The sequence below is a fragment of the Pseudomonas sp. PLMAX genome (assembly GCF_046042685.1).
Classification (GTDB): Bacteria; Pseudomonadota; Gammaproteobacteria; order Pseudomonadales; family Pseudomonadaceae; genus Aquipseudomonas; species Aquipseudomonas putida_AE.
Window position 1 is genome coordinate 5,779,894 of record NZ_CP064949.1, and the last position, 17,289, is coordinate 5,797,182.

Here is a 17,289-nt window from a genome sequence, read left to right on the forward strand (position 1 = left end):
AATCTCCACTTAAAAACAACATTCTAAATATTATTTTATTAATAAAAAACTCAGATTCTTAATCTTGGAACTTTCCACATATATCAATAGCCAATCCCGGAGGCATGCGAATATGCCTGTCACTATGCCCATTAGGAAACCATCCTTCGTGCCGCTGGCTCGCCTCTACCAGACGATGGCGTATGTGCTTTGCATGATCGCTATGGTACTCGAAGACGGCGGGTACATCCGCCGTGATACTGGGCAGCCGAGGGGTGGCTCGCTGATCTACGTCGAACGCTGGCTTGAGGATGAGGGCTTCGCCAAGATCCCGAAAAGCTGGCTCTACCATGGCCGTGGGCCGAAAAAAGACCAGTCGACTGATAACCCAGAGACGACGCTGGTGAAGCTCAAGGCTTTTGGCTTCAACAAGCGCATCACGCTGCAAGCGCTCAAGATCTACGTCCTACTGCTAGCGATGCGTCACAGTGATTTCCCGAGGGACGACGGCTTGACGGTGATCAGCTACGACAAAATCTCTGATTACACGGGCGTAGGGCGTCATGAGGTGAGCCCGGCGATCACATTGCTCATAGAGATGAACCTGATTACGTTCCGCTCTGGCGACCAAGGCGGCTACGACGGCTGGACTTTGACCGGACTAACCGCTACCTGATCAAGGGCCTCAATGTGCGGTACAGCGGGCTGACCGATGCCGCCTCCCCCCACGTACCGGCACCTCGTGCCCCAGCTCAGCCTGGGCAGTCTGGTCTGTAGCTACGGAGGCCGCTGAGTTATGGCATATTTGCACCCCTCAAACCCACCGCCCGCACCAAGGAATCGCATGGACACGATCGTCATCAGGTATCTAGAGCAGGTAAAAGACCGCGCTACAGATGCAATCAGTGTGTCTCTCTTGGGCAAAGAGACGTATAGCTCGATCTCTGAGGCGCTTATGCCTGGGAGCGGTGACTACAAAGTGTTCTGCATCAAGAAATTCACCGGCGTTGCTAACTACCGCTGGTATGTAGAAGGCGTCGAGCAGCTCACGGCTCCTGGCGTTGTTCCTGTCGAATTTACGGTGACTCTCAGCACGATTTTCGGCACGGTGGGCGAGGAGTACCTTCAGCAGACGCTGACGAAGACCCGTAGCTCACTGAACAAGGTGGTTCAGCCTGGTACGGTGGTTGAGGTCGACTACGGGTTCATCCAGACCGTCGGCCGCGAAGACGGTGTGCTTCGTACGAACAAGCGCTACTGCGACACGCTGCAAAAGGGCGAGATGCACAAGCGCCGCCTGGCGATCGTAGTTAAGGCTAACAGGGGTGTTTGCCAGGTTGTTCCGGTTACCTCTAATGATCCAGGCAGCTCTGACAAAACGTCTTTCCAGCTTTCGCGTGCGACCTTAGATCTGCTGCCGGCATGGGGGAGTAGCGGTAAGGACAGCTGGGCAGTCTGCCAAATGGTGGAGCCGGTATCCGTCAACCGTATCCTTCCGCCAGTCACCGAGTATCAGGTACGTGGGCAGCCCCGTCGAGGCCGTAACACTCACTACACGTTGCGTCTTACTGAGGCGGAAAAAGCCCTGCTGAAGAATTCTCTCCTACACAGCATCGGCGTCACGGATTACCAGCAGACCAAAACGAGGCTGACCGAGACGCGTGATCAGCTCCAAGCGCTCACTACCGTGGCAACCGATTTGGAAGCGGCGAACGCCCGTATCGCCGCCCTTGAGGCCGAGCGGAACGAGCTGCTACTGTACAAAGAGGTCGCCCAGGACTGGGGAAAAGCAATGGGCGAAGATCAACTCGAGGCAGCAGTCGGTGATTTGAGACAGCTTTATGACGCGATCGCTACCGAGGAAACGGCCGAGAAAATGATCGCCTAATCGGAAGCCGAACAGCCAATCTGTTTGACATAGTGATTCGCTGGCGATAACATTTTCATCACTGGCGGGGAATACTGGAGCAGTACCGGAACCTCGCGACGGCCTTAGGGCATATACTGCAGAAGAAAACGTCTCACAGAAAACCGCCTATTTGGCGGTTTTTTGCTTTCTGAGCTCGCCCACGCGTTACCCGCGCTTCTTTATCAGATCCAACAGCAGCTGACCTTCCGGCATAGGGGACATCGTCCGGAGGAGCACCACGTTCTTCTGAACAGTCTTCTTGATCTCCGCCGCCGAGATCGGCTTTTCCAGACGCTTGAAGCCTTGAAGCTCCTGGAAGTGACACTCGTCAATACGACCGTGGTGCATGCGCTTCTTGGTCACGCCAGTGCCTTTTCCGTAAGCGACGATGCCCTTGCCGTTCTCATACAGGAAAACGACGTCGCCCTGTTTGATCCGATCAATGTTGAGCTTCCAAGGCGCATAAAACGCAGAGGCGCTGCCTTCGCTTAGCATGCGCTCATGATCCTCGATGGAATGGCGTTTGTTCGTATTGAGGATGTGAAAGCTCGACGCCGGCAGGGAATCGATTTCTGCAGCTGCTTCTACCTCGTCGTCCAGCTTCAGTGCGACCTTCGCTAGCTCAACGCCCTTTTCAAGCAGCTTGAGCATAGTCTCCTGACGGCTCAGATCGAGCTGGTCAGCCAGGCCTTCAATGAAAGAGTAAAGCTCCCTGGGCATGCGAATCGACGCGGAAGCCAAGTCGTTCTTGGTCTTAGCAGCGTTTTCAATCAGGGAAATGATGTCGCTCATGGGTGACTCCTTTTCAGACGACGAAAAGCATCACACGACAAACCAAAAAACGCAATAAATGCTTTTACAAAAAAGCACTAGGCGAATCATGTTGGCGGGCAGCCACATCTCGGACGAGATTTCTAAAGAGAGATGGACTGGACGAGATCGGCAATCTGCCGGCTATAGCGGTACATAAGGTACACGGTGATGATGACCGCTGTAGGGAAGACCTCGTACATAACCAATGGGGTTACCAGACTGTCGTCTCCACTGAGCGTCGTCAGGGCGAACAAGCTGACTAAGCACTGCTCACCGAGTGGGCTGGCGCGAACACGAGATCACGAACCCCGTGCGCAACTGTTGTGGCTACCTGCTAGAGAGGTATCCGGCCGATCCTGACTGGCAAATTAGCCATCAAGTCGGCCCACAGGGATCGCGCTCACCAACCGTTCTGTCACCGTTTGGGAAATGATCATTTCTACGGCGCACTTATAACGGCAACTCTAGTTACTTTCTTCCTCGGCCTGGAAGATTTCGATGAGTTTCTGATTGTAATCATCCAGGTAGCTCTGAAGACCATCCCGGTCGATCAGCCGCACACCAGCAGTGCTGGCCAATTCCTTTGCAGACTTCGTGTAGTATGAGTTGGTAACCACCATGGCCTCGTCGCATCCGTAGAAGGCCTTGGCTGAAATGGCTTGCTGGACAGCTGCGTTACCCACTGACCCGGCATAATTCTTTACCTGGATCACCATGTTTTTGCCGAAGCGGCTAACGAAAAGATCGGCGCCTTGGTCAGCAGTTTTCTTGGTTTCTTTTACGTCATAGCCAATGGTCTGAAAGATCTCGACCAGGAAGGCTTCGAACTGGAAGCCGTCCATTGCATCCACCAGGTACATGGTGATGAATTGGTTCGGATTGAAATGCTCGAGTTGTGATCCCAGCCGCTCGACGAGGATATCGAAATAAATCTCCTCGCACAGGCTCAAACCATTCCGAAAAACCTGTATCGGAAGCAGTGGTACGCCAGATGTGGAGGCTGCTTGGGGGTTGAATTGGACATTGGGAAATGGAACGTCATTTTCCCAGAGATAGTAATAGAACAAGGCCAAGTCAGACCTGAACGTTGTACCGGCCTCTTCAATCCAGGAACGTAAAGTGTCGGCCAGATCTGCCCGAATGTGGCGGGTCAGTTCTCTTGAGAAGCCCAGGTAAACCGAGTTGAACGCAGTGGTCTGCAGCAACTTATCTAAGAGAGATGGTAAACCTTCCAGCTCATCAAAGCCCTTGCGAATCAAAACCTCCCTGAACAGCTCTCTCTCGCTATACACACCATCCAATCGCGGCCCGGGCACGCCTGCGTCTTCGCTGCTGCCTGCGCTCTCACGAGTGGTGTGAATGAAGTTTGTGAAGTATGGCTGCTTCAGCTCCGCGTATTTTCTCAACACGTTGTTCAGAAGATCGTTGAGCTGGGCTTGCTCCTTCTTTTTACCGAAGAAGTCTTGAATCAGGCCTTTAGACCGGTACTGGAAATCTGGGTAGAACGAGGGATCCAGCGGGGTGAGGTGTCGTAAAGTGAGTTCTGATGATGGCGAAACCTGAGAGCCCATGCACCAAGGGCACGCTGTCTCGAAAGTTGTTCTGTTGCATCCATTGCATTGGTAAATCATCGCGCGCAATCCTTTTTTAAGTCAACACGCGGCTTTGCGCGTAATCGTGCAAGCGACAATAGCTTAGCGCCACTATCGCGTCCACGGGCATGCCTCCGGCACCCACACCGCCACCCAGGAATACAGCTGTACCCCTAAAAGCCTGATAGGAAATTAGGGACGATTCACCAGCTTTTCCCGAATTAGATTGAACAATTCCGCTTGGTAGACGGCGTCGTCCAAGGCATCGTGATTGCCAGAACTTTCAGGATTCACAACTTTCTCAATCTCACTCGACCGAGTAGATTTCCAAGTGAGTTGAGCGGTACCGAAGTACATAGACTTGATGTCTAGTGCCGCTATACCGAAAGGGTTCTCACCAAGAAATTGGTGGAAGTAGTAGTTCACAAAGCTCCAATCGAACGACGCGTTGAACCCTACGAACACAACCGTCTGGCCGGCATCAGCTAGTGAATTAACCCATGACTTGAACTGCGTCATTGCCTCACTAGGTTCGAGGCCCTCTTCCCGCAATTTATCCAAGCACAACCCCGTGACCTCCAGAGCTGCTGGTATAAACTCATCCGAAATAGGCTTCAGGTAGCATGAAAACTGCTCTGCTGGATTTGAGGTTAAACATGCGCCGATAGACAGCATGCTGTACTTACCAGGAATTGGGCCTGATGCCTCAATGTCTACAGAGACGAAAATTTCTTTATCGGATTTCATAACTACTCCGGTTGAGCAGCTGCCTGGCAGGCAGCGCCGCGTTAGATGCTAGTCATCGAAACGCTTGAAAAGATCGGAAACGAAGGTCGGTGAGGAAAGATATAGGCCTCCCTTTCCCACCGAACCATGACAGACCAGACCGCTTACTTATCTTCCATGACCGGAGATGGCCGCATCGACAGAATCGAGTCGGTCAGATCCTTAAAGCTCAGTGGCCGATCCGGGAAGGCCTTCGCCATCGCGGTGGGATACAAGCGAGTCCGGATATCGGAATAAGTCCACACTGGCTGACCGTTGCGCTCCCCAGTGACAGTCGCCAATTCGGTCAGTTGCTTGTCCGTAAGCTCCATGCCTGCCAGATCCATGCTGAACAGCTCTTTCCGCTCAGCTACATCGGGACGGGTGAACTCTTCAACGATGGCTGCACGACGGCGAAGTGCTGCGTCCAAAACGGAAAGCCGGTTGGTGCACAAAATCACCACGATCCGGCCACCATATTTGCGCAGTTCATCAACGCCCTGGATCAAGGTGTTCACAGCCACCTTATCTTCGTGGTGACTCTGGCTTTGCGAGCGAGAGGCTGCGATCGAATCGCCTTCATCAATGATGAGAATCGCCCTACGCTTCTTACCCGCTGCTTCGACAACTTCAGCGAAAGCCTGGGTCAAGAGGGTGCCCATCTCGCCGACCTTACCGGAGCCACGAACACGGTTGCTCAGCTTGAATAAAACTGAATCTTCAGCGCGAGAATCACGAACAATGCGGTTGGCGATGCACTCCGCTGTCGCAGTTTTCCCGGTGCCGACGTCGCCATGGAAGATCACCAAAGGATACTGGTCGGCTACCAGGTTACAGATCGGCAGCACAATTTTATGGTGCACTTTGCTCCACTCGGACAACTGGCCCTGATTCAGCAGGAGCTGAAGCTGGTTTTGGACACGCTCATAGCGACCCGCAAACCCGAGCAACACTCCCTCACGATCAGTCAGATGGGTGTCCGGCAACTCAATCGCCGAGTCAAATACAGTGTTGTTGTTCATCGGGCGTAATCCTTCCGTTCCATACCGTAGCCGTTGCTGGAGTACTCACGCCCGCCGCTCTGATTGAGCTGGGAGTGAGAGATATCTTCGAAGTTAGTCGTCCAGCCGCCTTTCATTTTGCCGGCCATTTTTTCCTTAGCTCTCGCATCGTAGGCGTCGGTTGTAGACAGAACTATCCGCAGCCGTGGGCTAGGGAGCTTTGGCCAGAGCGCATTACCAGGCCGCTGATTGGCCAGAGACCCAGACTCGTTTACGTAGAACCGGACTGCCTTATGCTCGACACCATGGCTCAGCAACGTGAGATCGACATAATTGAGGTACCCATGCTTTGCGAGAACCTCAATGTCGTGCCCCCACTCACGCGCTTCTGCTTCGGTGACAGCGCCACTGCTCGAAGCGATCATCAAGAGGTCAGCAGTCACCCGCCGTGCAACCGCCTCAATGTCAGTGGTGGTGTAGGTGCTGGTTTGGGTGGCGGTATAACTCATGCTGCGTCCTCCACCTTGAAGCCCTTACCGAACAACTCCTTCCACACTTCGAAGTCATCCTCGATCGAGGCGAAGTGGGCGGTTTCCCACGATTCCTCGGCAAGCTGAACGATTTCCTTGCGCTCATCCTCGGTGATGCGGCTCGCGACGTTGTTCGTGTCGCATACAGGATCAATGATCACTACCGTATCCTTGAACTGAGGCACCCAGCCATTCTCAGGAAACTTGATGACTTCCTTGAGCCCGGACTGCACGATGTACAGCAGGAAGTCCCGGAAGCGCTTCTCCAGCGAGCCAGTCTTGCCATTCACTTCAAGCACGTGGGCCATGATCAGCTCAATGTGGAAGGACTTGAGTGGCACTTCTTTCCAGGTACGCCAACGCTTGGCCAAGCGCACCAAGGTGCGGAAGTCCGGATCTTCATTCTTCCGAACCTTCACGAAGTTCACTTGGCACGGTGCGCAGGTTTCAGTCTTCGAGCCGTCAATCCGGTCGAACTGCCAGCCGTAGCCTTCCTTGTTCGGGTTCTCGATGACCGGAACAATATCAACCTCCAGCCCGGTACCCACGAAGGTGACCTTCGCTGCCTTGCGCTGGATTTCGAAGTCTTCAACAGATTTGTTCGGATACAGGTTGATCAGCGCGTCGTAGATTTTCTGGCTGAGGGTCGCGAAAGTCTCTTCATCCACCTTCTGGCCGCTGATGTAGAAAACCACGTCGACGTCGGCGGGGTTCTGAGCATTGGGCCGCAGGATAGTGTGCTTGGCGAAAGAGCCGGCCTTCACCACCTTCTTGATGGTGATTTTGTCCTGCTTCTTCAGGCTATCCTTCAACGCTGCGATCAGGCGGTCGACCTGGGCGTTGTAGGTCTCCCGCTTGTCCTTCGGCAGGCGCAGCACGTTACTGTCGTAATACTTGATTTGAGTGTTGGTGAGTGGCATGTGCCATCCCCTCCTTGAAATGTTGTGTTAGTCGCAACAGCCTCCCTACCAGCAGCTACACCACATGCCGACGGATGAGATGGCGCGACGATTCGAGCATCAGGCCCCAATCGCCCTTACGGCTCGCTGCAGGTCATCCCCTCCCCCTTACTGTCTGAAGACCCCAAGAGGAAATTGCGCCTAGCAGCTTGCTAGCGTATGATTAATATACGCATAGTTTTTATACACAGTCTAGTTTTTATACGCTATCGAGATTCGATCATGACAAACGAGGCCAAACCCACAGACGACCAACCCACCAGCAAGGGACGGCAAGGAGCACGTTGGGGACAGGAGCGTCGCTTGGAATTCATCGACTACCGACTGCGATGGGATGGGCAGATCAACAGAAGCAGCCTTACCGACTTCTTCGGGATTTCAGTGCCCCAGGCGTCCCTGGACATCACTGAATATACGAAGCTTGCCGAGAACAATCTGGAGTACGACACCCGTGCCCGGGTTTACCGAGCAACCGAGACATTCAAGCCCGTCTTCCAGTCGAGTGCAGTCGAGCGCTACCTTGAAGATCTGCTACGAATTGTTGTTCAGCCAGAAGTGCCATATGGGAGCTTTTTGGGGTGGCAGTCCCCGGTCGCTGGAGTACCTAGACTCGGCCGTCGGCTCAATGCCGATGTAGTAGGTGAGATTCTGCGCACAATTCGCGAGACCGGTTATGTTGAGGTCACCTATCAATCCATGACCGACCCTGAAGGCAGCGAGCGAAATCTGTCCCCTCACGCCTTGGTACATGATGGTAACCGATGGCATGCCCGGGCTTACTGCCACAAGCGCAAAGGCTTCCGAGACTTTTCACTGACGCGTATCAAGCGCTGCAAGTATATGGGGGCCGACCGGGAGCGAGCTTCGGAGGACACCGCTTGGAACACCATGGTGGATGTCGTACTTACCGCGCATCCAGATCTCAGCCCCGCCAAGCGCCGACTGATCGAAAGTGATTACCTAATGGAGGACGGTGAAATGCACATCGAGTGCCGACAAGCACTCCTTCTCTACCTCATGTTCCAGCTTCACCTGACTGATGATCAGGCCGGCCAAAAGCCTGAAGTTGTTCAAGTCGCCCTGAAAAACAGAGATGAAATTTTGGCGTTGCTCAAGTCTTAACACCTAAAAAGTCAGCCAACACTCAACACCTCAGCTACCGGAATTGTCACGATGGCAAAGCTTGAAAATGAATTCATTCTGATTGCGGGCAGCATCTCCAAAAAGACAGAGAAGGCCTCGATCGATCTTGCGCACGACTTCACCCGTGCGATGACCAAAAGCGTCTTGGCGTCACAGGGTGGACTAGTCGTCTACCTCGCAGGACTCCCTACCAATGAGGCTGGTGACCCGCTGACCTTCGATTGGACGGTGGTATACGAGGCGGAAAAGCTGTTGGCTGGTTGCCCCCCTGCCCGCCAGTTGAAAATTGTAACTTCTAAGTCGGCCATGCAGGAAAAAATGACTTCAGAGCAGCGGATGCTCATCCGCCGGCTCTCGGCGGAAAACTTCGCGGAAATCACTTACCTCGAGGACGATGTGATCACTGGTGGGAACATTGGTGATGAGCAAGTTGACGTCGCCACAGCGATGATTGCCTTGGGTGGCGGCAAGGGTGTATCAGACCGCGCCCGCAAAATGCAAAGACATAAGCTTCCCGTGCTGCCATTCGACCTCCAGCTGGGTGGGTTCAGTGAGGACGGCCAAGGAGCGCTCGGCCTGCACGCAAACTTCTTCAAAGAGCCCCTGACGATGTTTCCCCTCACCGGCGAGCAAGTGAAAGGACGTCTGGATAGCATGTCTTTGCAGGAGCCCATCTATGATCTTGACAAAATCGCTGAGCTCTCCGTAGGCCTCTTCCAGGCTGAAGTTGAGGCCCGAGAAGCGGCACGGTCTCCTGACCTTCTGGTGATCACAGCCATAGCCATTGAACTGGCAGCTGCAAAAAAAGTGTTCGGTGTTGGCGAAGATGTTCCTGCGCGCTTCACCGCCCACGGCGTCCACTATTGGTCAGTGACTATTCAGCGAGCTGACGGCCCACTTTCTTGCGTCATCGCTTCTCTGGGCAATGCTGGCAACGTCAATGCAACCTCCATCACAACGCTTCTCCTTTCGGAGCTGAAGCCTAAAAAGGTTTTGATGATGGGGATTGCTGCGGGCCGCCGTAAAAAGCTGAGCCTCGGTGAAGTCATTTTGTCCGAGCGTGTCGTCTACTACGAAGGGGCGGCAGCGCTCGCCGGTGGCACGCTTGCCGCGCGACCGGAGATGCCGCGACCAGGGCTTTCTACCCAGCAAGATCTAAACGCTTACTTCGCAACCGCGTCCCTATCTGATCGCCTGCAACAACGTGCGAGCGAACTTGGTTTCGCGATGCCGACTGAATCCAAAGCCGGCGAGGTAGCGGCCCACCTGAAGGTATCCCCAGCAACCATTGCTTCTGGCGAACTACTGATTCGAGACCCGAAGCTTTTCGAGAGTTTCCAAGAGCTTCACGACAAAGCAGTGGTCGCCGAGATGGAAGCATATGGCGTTTTCGATGCCTGCGAAAAGCAGTGCGTGCCCGTTTTGGTGGTACGCGGCATCAGCGATTACGGTGACAAAAGCAAGGACAACACCTTCCACAAAGTGGCGTCCGAGGCGGCTGCCATTGTGACCCTTGATTACGCCACGCACGGATGGACTCGCAAACTGACTCTCTGAATTATCGTCTCTCGTTGGCGTAAGCGCCCTGCAGTCGTGGGCGCTTTTACCATACAAGGTTATCTGCTCCGTCGGAATCGCCGGAGTGAACACGGAGGCACCAGCGTGACTCAAGACACCCAAGCTGCAGAACAGCCGTCACCCCCCTGCTCCATTCCTGCGTCGTGCAAGATCAGTTTTAGGGATATTCCTGAGGGTGCTGAATGGAAAGACAAATTCATTTCTGCCGTCAGTGACGTCGTCGTTACCTGTGGTCGAGTTATGGATCTGTCGAACTTGGACGGTGTCACGATTGGCTTTGATTACGATGCAGCGCTGGATTCGGTGGACTTGGGCTATGAGTCAACAATAGCTAAGCAATACACCAACGAAGGTGGTCTCGTGGGAGTCGGTAAATCCCTCAGGGTTCGCCGGGATGGTGCCATCAAGATGCACGTTGTGCTGAAAGGAAGCATCCTTCTCGATGTGGCTCTACGAGACCTGAAGAGTGATGAGTTCTGGGCGGCGGCCAACATCCTCGCGCATGAGCTAGGCCACGTCCAGACAGCAGGCTGGTTCGAGGATCATTCCCCGGGAGTGATGCTGGAACCTCATCAAGGGGACTGGGCTACGAGTACCCTGCGGGACACAGCTCACACGATCTGGGAAGAATATGCAGCCTGCCGGCTTAGCGCTTTGATCAGTCAGGGAACGCTCGTGACTGACAGCTATGTCCAAGGCTTAGAAACATCTCTCGAAGGCTCTGTAGACAGGGCACGCACTACGATCAAAGAGTTCAGGATGCATGGTGACGTTGCCAGGCTGTTGGTAGAGACAGGGCGCGAAACCGCGATGCCACTGAAAATGGTGGCCTATCTCATGGGGCATCTGGATGGCATTGACGAACCTGTCGACCTTGAAGAACGCTGCCAAATCGCCAGCGATCTGACCCAGCACTTCGAGGCCCTGTTAGAAGCGCTCCGAAATGCTTGGGAAACAAGAACCTCTTGGAGTGGTCTCGCCAGCCTTGACCCGATCGTAGAGGTCATTGTGGATGCACTTAGGACGGAGGGGATCGAGGTCACTTTGACTGAAATACATCCGGGCTCACGTGTAGACGTCCCCTTTCGAGCGGAGACGCTGCCCAACGGGGAAGCGGACATGGCGATCATACGAATGAGACAAGCGCTAGGGCTCGAGTCGTAGATTCCGATTGGCTTTCACGAGTCGCGACTGCTGCGGCTCGTGAAGATCTCGCCATGCCTGCCACCTCGAACCAGTAAGCCACCTCAGCACTCAAGCTGTTTCAGTGCCTTCTTCTGTCAGATCGCTCCGAAGTGGTTGCTCCTGCATCATCCACTCCCGAGGCATGTTGCCCTGCTGCCGTCCATTTACGGAGCACCAATCATCGAGACTTGTGGGCACTGAGATCATCCGGAACTCGTTGGGGGCGAGCGTGACCTTGTAGACCGGGATGTCGATTTCGCTGCAAATGTTCAAGATCTTAAGCGCATGCGTATCTGAGATATTAGCCCCGAGATGAACGGCCTTGAGTGGCGCGGCACGACTGATGCCTTTCATCTCTCTATCGCCATCTGGAATTACCCAACGCCATTCACGTTCGTACTTCCAATCGACAGCTTTGCACAACGATGCAGCAATGCCAAAAAGCTCGTTGAAATCCTTGCCCTGGCGGTGAGCTCTGAGGATATGGGTTACGTCGAACAGCTTATCTGTGTAGGCTACCGGCCATAGTGTGAGGGTGGGAAGCTCATTCCGGTGAAGCCTTGTGAAGTCGTACTCCATGGCGAATCCGGTATGGTCGGCTCCGTAGTGGCTCCACATCAATACCGAATCCACACGCTCGCTCAGGCTGCAGATTTTGTAGCTGCTTTTGAGCTGATCAATGAGGTTCGGTAGCTGCCCCGCTTGGTGATTCGGCGCCAAGACCTCAACTTCATGAAGCCATTGATCAACATTTAGGGGGCATGGCTCTTGAGCCGATATCAGTGCCACGACCGCAGCAATGGGGTCTTCAGAAAAAAGAGCAGTAGCGACCTGGTCATCGCTGAAACCTAGCTCATCAAGTTTCTCCCAAGCAGCGAGCTTCCGATAGTCAATCCAGAAGGCCGTGTCGTATGGGTCATTGAACTCACTGGCTACGCTCAGCCAGAGGGTTTTCTCAGCCAAACTCTTAAATGCGTAGTTGCCACAAGGCCGGATTTTAAATAGCCGATTGGGCGTGTGCAGGATTTTCCCGTTTACAAGCTTTGGGATGTCCATATCACCAATAGTGGCTGACGAAACATTCTCAATGAAATCTCTTACCCATTCCCTATCCACACGATTTCCTTTGTCTAGCCAGACACGGCGCCGGTGGCGTCGTATCATTCGGCTGCTTGAGCTGGACTGGCCGTTTGTCATCACTAGGCACGGAAACCAGTCTGCACTTTGGCTCGCGTCTCTGAACCCACGCCTCACAGTGAGCCCTGAGTAACCCCCAAGGATCAAAAGTTAAGCAAAGCTAAACCTCGTCACGATTTTACCTGGGAATTTTGCGCTCCCCCATTTGCCTAATCATCTCGTTAAATTCTTTTCGGGCTTGAATCGCATCTGGAGTAGCCTGCATCTCCAAATTTACGAGATTGGCAGCCGGGTCAATAACATACGTCTGCGCTTCTCTGTATTTCAAAATTGCTGGCAGAATTAAATAGGCCGGATAGAGACGAAGCGTTCCATTACCAGCTTTCTGTATCATACCCACCCACCGAGTCTGCTCAGCGTTAGGTTCTACATTTGTAACAACTCCACCGCTCACCCCATTCATCTCTTCATGAGTGTATTCACGCTCAAACCTGAGATAGGGGTTTCCGTTCTCCATTGTGCAGAAACCAGGATAGGTACTCCGATGAAGATTGGTGGCGAAGTCGTGCTCGCCATTTTCAGCAGGCATCACATGATTTTCCTCGATAGGATACCCTGCTGCCAGGAATATCAATCCTTCCTGGAACTCATCTCGTCTCAGGTAAGCAACACTACCTGGAGTATCAAAATCTAAGAAGTGTTCAGGGTATCCCCCTGGCATCGGATGCCCCATCTCTACAAGCACAATATCCTCATCATCAATCCAAGGAATATCGCTCTTAATCAAAGACCCGATTTCCCAACCTCGAATTGGGTACAGGAGCTTGTTCAGATCATCCCACTGACTTTTCGCTAACGCATTTGTGAAAAATGGCGATTCATTCTGAGGTTCTGAGTAATGAGCATTTATAACATGCTGCGCTGTTAGAAGAAAAAATTTCTCCTCATATTTTATCAACAGCCCAGTACCGCCAAAGTTATAAAGGACGTCCGCAAAGAAAAACCCCCGCTGCTCCATCTCTTCATTGCAGTGGGTGAATATAAGCCGCCTAGACGCCTGAATCATATTGCCTTGTACAGCCTGGGATATAAAGCCATCAAGCTCCGACCAAGTGATTGACATTCCTCTATTCACTCAATCTAAGCTAGCAACATAAATCTGAATTACAGTGACGCATTGACTCATTTCCGCGCGCACATAATACCCTTTGTAACGGCCAAGCAATCGTTGCTCCAAACCAGTCATCAGGCTACAGAATTCAGCAGACGAGTCACCACTTATAGATATACTCATTTCGAATTTAAAACTTTTACTCCTTGCCGCCTCCCTATTTATCGCATCACTGACATCCTCAAAAGCTCTGTCTATCACAGATTGACTCAGCACAACCATGCTCCTTTATCCATTAGGTAACTCGCTCTCGCTCGAAGCAAGTACATCGCCCCGCTGATGCAGATTGAATATAATCTGGATGGCACACCGCCGCCATCAACTTTTAGGAGCTCCTCGATGCTGGCAACCGACGATCCTTTCGAGCTGGCCGAGCGGTACCAGAACCAGCGCGGGCAATGGGTGGTAGGTGGACTAGAGACCCAGGTCTTCTGGCCAAACCGTCCTCAAATCGTCAGGTTCGAGAGTCTTGATTTCCTTCTGCAGCCGGCAGTGGTCGACGGCCAGCACCGCAGCCTTCCTGCGATCGCGATTCGAGCAAATGGCTTTGGGCTAACGGTTAACGAGGGCCGTGCAGCTGTCATGCGCCTGGCCACAGCTATTGCTTGGCGTGAAAGCAAGAAAGTGGACATCGTGATGTGGAGTGGCGGTAGCCATCCCCATCGTGTGGGTAGGATGCTCAACAACGCTTTTACCGAGTATTTCTCGGGCGAGAACCTTCATGTCCCACAAAGCGATGAGTCTCGGAAGGCGCTGGCGTACTACCGTGAGGGGCTATCGCTCGGTAATCCGTTTTACTCCTTCCTAGGCTTTTATAAGGCCTTCGCACGCTCTCTTCCCAATGGTCGGGAACGAGGGCCATGGATTGAGCACGCCCTGCTCCGCATGACGGACAGAGATGCAATCTCCCGGCGTGAAGAGCTTCAGGCGCAAGGTGACAACATCTCCGAGTACCTTGCCACCCAAGGGCGTCATGCGATCGCACACGCCGAGCGCGAGGATATCGTCGATCCAGACGATCCGGACGACCACCAGCGAATCCATCTCGACAAGCCACTGATGCGCCATCTCGCGGAGCTCGCAATGGATGAGCGGCTCGGTGTACCACCTCCGTCGGAATATGAACGGGATCACCTATATGAGATAGAGGGGTTCCGCGCTTTGTTTGATGACGAGCAGCTAGCAGGGCTTCGTGGAGGGGCCTTTACCGAAGGCCGAGATTACGAGTTTCCTGACGAAATCTATGTAGTGGCGCGTAAGGGACAGACAGCGGTTCATCTCGGCCTCATGCGCATGACAGCCAGTAGCATGGATGATGGAAAGTTAGGCATCCAGCTTGAATCCTCCAATGGTCGAGTGTTCTTCGTGTTCTGGATGGACTTCGCAAATGAGCGGCTCATCTTCGACCCTATTCAGGGCTGTGGCTTACTCAATGCGAGAAGGGAGAGCCGGAGCGACATCCAGTCCGAGATCGCACTCCAGGAATTCAAATTCTTCATGTACTGCAACGGTTCGGTTGAGATTTGGTCTTCCGACCGAGAACGTAGGATGGGTAAATCAGAGGCCTACATGCTGCCTGTCAATTGGAGTCCGGACTTCCCAGGCCATCAGCAGACCCTCATTGAGCTGAACGAACAATTGCAGCGCATGCCAGAGATAGAAGTCGAGACGGGAAGTTGATGAAGTGGTCTGATAAAACCTGAGACACCGGCGGCGTCCGCGCTAGCAGGACTCATTCAGCCAGTGAGGTTCACAGATTGGTACGCCCTGCGGTCACTTGAAATGGTGACCATGGAGCTTGCGAAATTCTGTCGGAGTCATGCCCTTCAGTGTCTTGAACTGAACAAGGTAATTGCTACCTTTATGGGCTCATCAATAAGCTATACACGTTCTGTTCGTCATCTCTGTTAACTCCGTCGTTGTCGAAAGTTTCAGGGCAGACTCATTTGAACAGTATCAGGACATTCTCGACTCGAAATACTCAACCTGCCGGCGGCGCGAGCGAGTGCTTGAGCTGGTAGACTCACTGAAGTTTCCTCCTCTGCATACTGAGCTGACCGGCGCGTACCGGATCGCCATCGAGATGCTGGAGGACGCCCCTCCTCCGGGACAGGAGTACGGGTATTTCAGCGCATTCGTAGATTTCGCGCCGCGCTCTCATGCCGCTCGGGAGATGCGTCGCCTGGCAGATGAACTCATCCATTGGCGACTTCGCAACAACTGGAAGTGATGTATGAAACTCGGTTTTCAGGGCATTCAGCTCCACTCGGCTCCGCCAAGGGACGCGCGGCGACCGGGCAGTTGGATAGTGCTTGGATTGTTCATATTGATGCTCAGACCTGGTATGCCTGACGAACGGATAGCCAGTTATCCGACACTCCGAGGGCGTGCCAAACCCGCAAATAAATCCGCATATTTTGAGTCTGTAGCGGGCTGAAACCTTTGCACAACAGGGGCTCCATGGTTCTGGAAAATCCGCGATCCGATGACGGTTTTTCCTTCCGTCAGAGTCCCGACCTGCTAATAGCCCCTCTAGAACGATCTTGGTATCCGCTCTCAGCAAATGATGAATAAATGCTTGGCACTAACGCAATGGACGATGGATGGAGCGGAAGCTGTATGGACTAATGTAACCTGAACAAATTCCGAGTAAGGTCTCCCATGACATGAGCATCGAAGCAAAGCTCCTTCACCTCCAAGCAATCCAAAACCTCCTCGCGCCATACCGCTATTTGTATTGCGTAGACCTTGAGGCAACCTGTGATGACGTTGGGGTAAACGAATCTCCAAGTTCGCTCATGGTCGCTCCCGATCAGATGGAAACGATTGAGATTGGCATGGTGGTAATCGATTTGGAATCACTTGAGATCGTCGATGAATTCCAGCGTTTCGTTCGACCACGGATCAACCCTACCCTGACTGATTTCTGCAAAAAGCTAACGTCCATTCAACAGGCTGATGTGGACGGTGCGCGAACGTATCAAGAGATTGGCGGGGAGCTTCGATCGTTTGCTGCACGCTATCCAAACGCCGCTTGGGCGTCATGGGGTGACTACGATGCCCGACAGCTTGAGCGCGACGCTGGCTTTGCTGAGTGCCCTTCCATGCTCGAAGGCCTGCCTCATTTCAATGCTCGGAAATGGCATGCTGGCTTATATGACTATCGACCGAAAGGACTTAAGCAAACAGTAGAGTCGATGGGATTGGTTTGGCAGGGTACCTACCACCGAGGAATAGACGATGCCAGAAATGTCGCGTCCATCGTGATGGAGATGCTCGGCTGACTGCAAAGCCGGGCCCATGCGCCCGAAGAAGCGATGCCCTAGTTGGGCTACCGTCTCAGCACTACTGAGCGATCGGCAGGGATGTCTCGAATAAGCGAGCTCCTGACCCCTGGTGATCCAGAAGGTGGGTTGACATACATGTCATCTTCTTTCTATTGCTTAGCTGCGACTTAGTCGTGTATCGCAGGGTGGTAACAGGGATCCGAAAGGATCGCACACCGTTACTAGGAAACCAGTTTGCCG

The 17,289-nt window shown here is 53.3% G+C and carries 16 protein-coding genes; 7 read left to right on the top strand and 9 right to left on the bottom strand.

From position 1 onward, the window contains the following. Positions 1-112 precede the first annotated feature (112 nt). Both DKB71_RS26260 and DKB71_RS26265 read left to right on the top strand, forming a co-directional pair. On the top strand, positions 113-655 hold the full coding sequence (locus DKB71_RS26260; RefSeq protein WP_408598351.1) for a hypothetical protein: 543 nt from the start codon (positions 113-115) through the stop codon (positions 653-655). A 168-nt stretch (positions 656-823) separates the two neighbouring features. Continuing rightward, on the top strand, positions 824-1,867 hold the full coding sequence (locus tag DKB71_RS26265) for a hypothetical protein (RefSeq protein ID WP_408598353.1): 1,044 nt from the start codon (positions 824-826) through the stop codon (positions 1,865-1,867). Between the two features lie 186 nt (positions 1,868-2,053). Here DKB71_RS26265 and DKB71_RS26270 read toward each other — a convergent pair whose 3' ends face one another. From DKB71_RS26270 to DKB71_RS26295, 6 genes are all read right to left on the bottom strand, one after another. Further along, positions 2,054-2,680, bottom strand: a complete 627-nt coding sequence (locus DKB71_RS26270; protein WP_408598355.1) for a hypothetical protein — start codon at positions 2,678-2,680, stop codon at positions 2,054-2,056. A 485-nt stretch (positions 2,681-3,165) separates the two neighbouring features. Beyond that, positions 3,166-4,332, bottom strand: a complete 1,167-nt coding sequence (locus DKB71_RS26275) for a restriction endonuclease (protein WP_408598357.1) — start codon at positions 4,330-4,332, stop codon at positions 3,166-3,168. Positions 4,333-4,485: 153 nt separating this feature from the next. Continuing rightward, complete coding sequence (locus tag DKB71_RS26280) at positions 4,486-5,040, bottom strand: exonuclease domain-containing protein (RefSeq protein WP_408598359.1); 555 nt, start codon at positions 5,038-5,040, stop codon at positions 4,486-4,488. 143 nt (positions 5,041-5,183) lie between these two features. Further along, entirely contained in the window at positions 5,184-6,080 is an 897-nt protein-coding gene (locus DKB71_RS26285) for an AAA family ATPase (RefSeq protein WP_408598361.1), read from the bottom strand. Next, positions 6,077-6,568, bottom strand: coding sequence for a hypothetical protein (locus DKB71_RS26290; RefSeq protein WP_408598363.1), 492 nt, complete (start codon positions 6,566-6,568; stop codon positions 6,077-6,079). The genes DKB71_RS26285 and DKB71_RS26290 overlap by 4 nt, the downstream gene beginning before the upstream one ends. Beyond that, positions 6,565-7,509 (bottom strand): CBASS oligonucleotide cyclase, encoded by a 945-nt coding sequence (locus DKB71_RS26295; protein WP_408598365.1) that lies wholly within the window; start codon positions 7,507-7,509, stop codon positions 6,565-6,567. The genes DKB71_RS26290 and DKB71_RS26295 overlap by 4 nt, the downstream gene beginning before the upstream one ends. 342 nt (positions 7,510-7,851) lie before the next feature. On the opposite strand from DKB71_RS26295, the gene DKB71_RS26300 reads away from it, so the two are divergent. The 3 genes from DKB71_RS26300 to DKB71_RS26310 all read left to right on the top strand — a co-directional run bounded on the left by DKB71_RS26300 (position 7,852) and on the right by DKB71_RS26310 (position 11,433). After that, positions 7,852-8,670, top strand: a complete 819-nt coding sequence (locus tag DKB71_RS26300; protein WP_408598367.1) for a helix-turn-helix transcriptional regulator — start codon at positions 7,852-7,854, stop codon at positions 8,668-8,670. A gap of 51 nt (positions 8,671-8,721) precedes the next feature. Then, entirely contained in the window at positions 8,722-10,248 is a 1,527-nt protein-coding gene (locus tag DKB71_RS26305) for a purine phosphorylase (protein WP_408598369.1), read from the top strand. A 105-nt stretch (positions 10,249-10,353) separates the two neighbouring features. Further along, a complete protein-coding gene (locus DKB71_RS26310) occupies positions 10,354-11,433 on the top strand; it encodes a hypothetical protein (RefSeq protein ID WP_408598371.1) in 1,080 nt (359 codons plus the stop codon). Positions 11,434-11,523: 90 nt separating this feature from the next. Here the strand turns inward: DKB71_RS26310 and DKB71_RS26315 are convergent, their stop codons facing one another. The 3 genes from DKB71_RS26315 to DKB71_RS26325 form a co-directional block, all read right to left on the bottom strand. Continuing rightward, the gene (locus DKB71_RS26315; protein WP_408598373.1) at positions 11,524-12,570 is read right to left on the bottom strand and encodes a DUF2971 domain-containing protein; all 1,047 of its coding nucleotides are present in this window, start codon (positions 12,568-12,570) and stop codon (positions 11,524-11,526) included. Between the two features lie 199 nt (positions 12,571-12,769). Beyond that, complete coding sequence (locus DKB71_RS26320; protein WP_408598375.1) at positions 12,770-13,714, bottom strand: hypothetical protein; 945 nt, start codon at positions 13,712-13,714, stop codon at positions 12,770-12,772. A gap of 12 nt (positions 13,715-13,726) precedes the next feature. Further along, positions 13,727-13,984 (bottom strand): hypothetical protein, encoded by a 258-nt coding sequence (locus DKB71_RS26325; protein ID WP_408598377.1) that lies wholly within the window; start codon positions 13,982-13,984, stop codon positions 13,727-13,729. A 117-nt stretch (positions 13,985-14,101) separates the two neighbouring features. Here DKB71_RS26325 and mauJ point away from each other — a divergent pair, with 117 nt between their 5' ends. Beyond that, positions 14,102-15,442 (top strand): methylamine utilization protein MauJ, encoded by a 1,341-nt coding sequence (gene mauJ, locus DKB71_RS26330; protein ID WP_408598379.1) that lies wholly within the window; start codon positions 14,102-14,104, stop codon positions 15,440-15,442. A 986-nt stretch (positions 15,443-16,428) separates the two neighbouring features. Beyond that, complete coding sequence (locus DKB71_RS26335; RefSeq protein WP_408598381.1) at positions 16,429-17,046, top strand: exonuclease domain-containing protein; 618 nt, start codon at positions 16,429-16,431, stop codon at positions 17,044-17,046. The last annotated feature ends 243 nt before the right edge of the window (positions 17,047-17,289 follow it).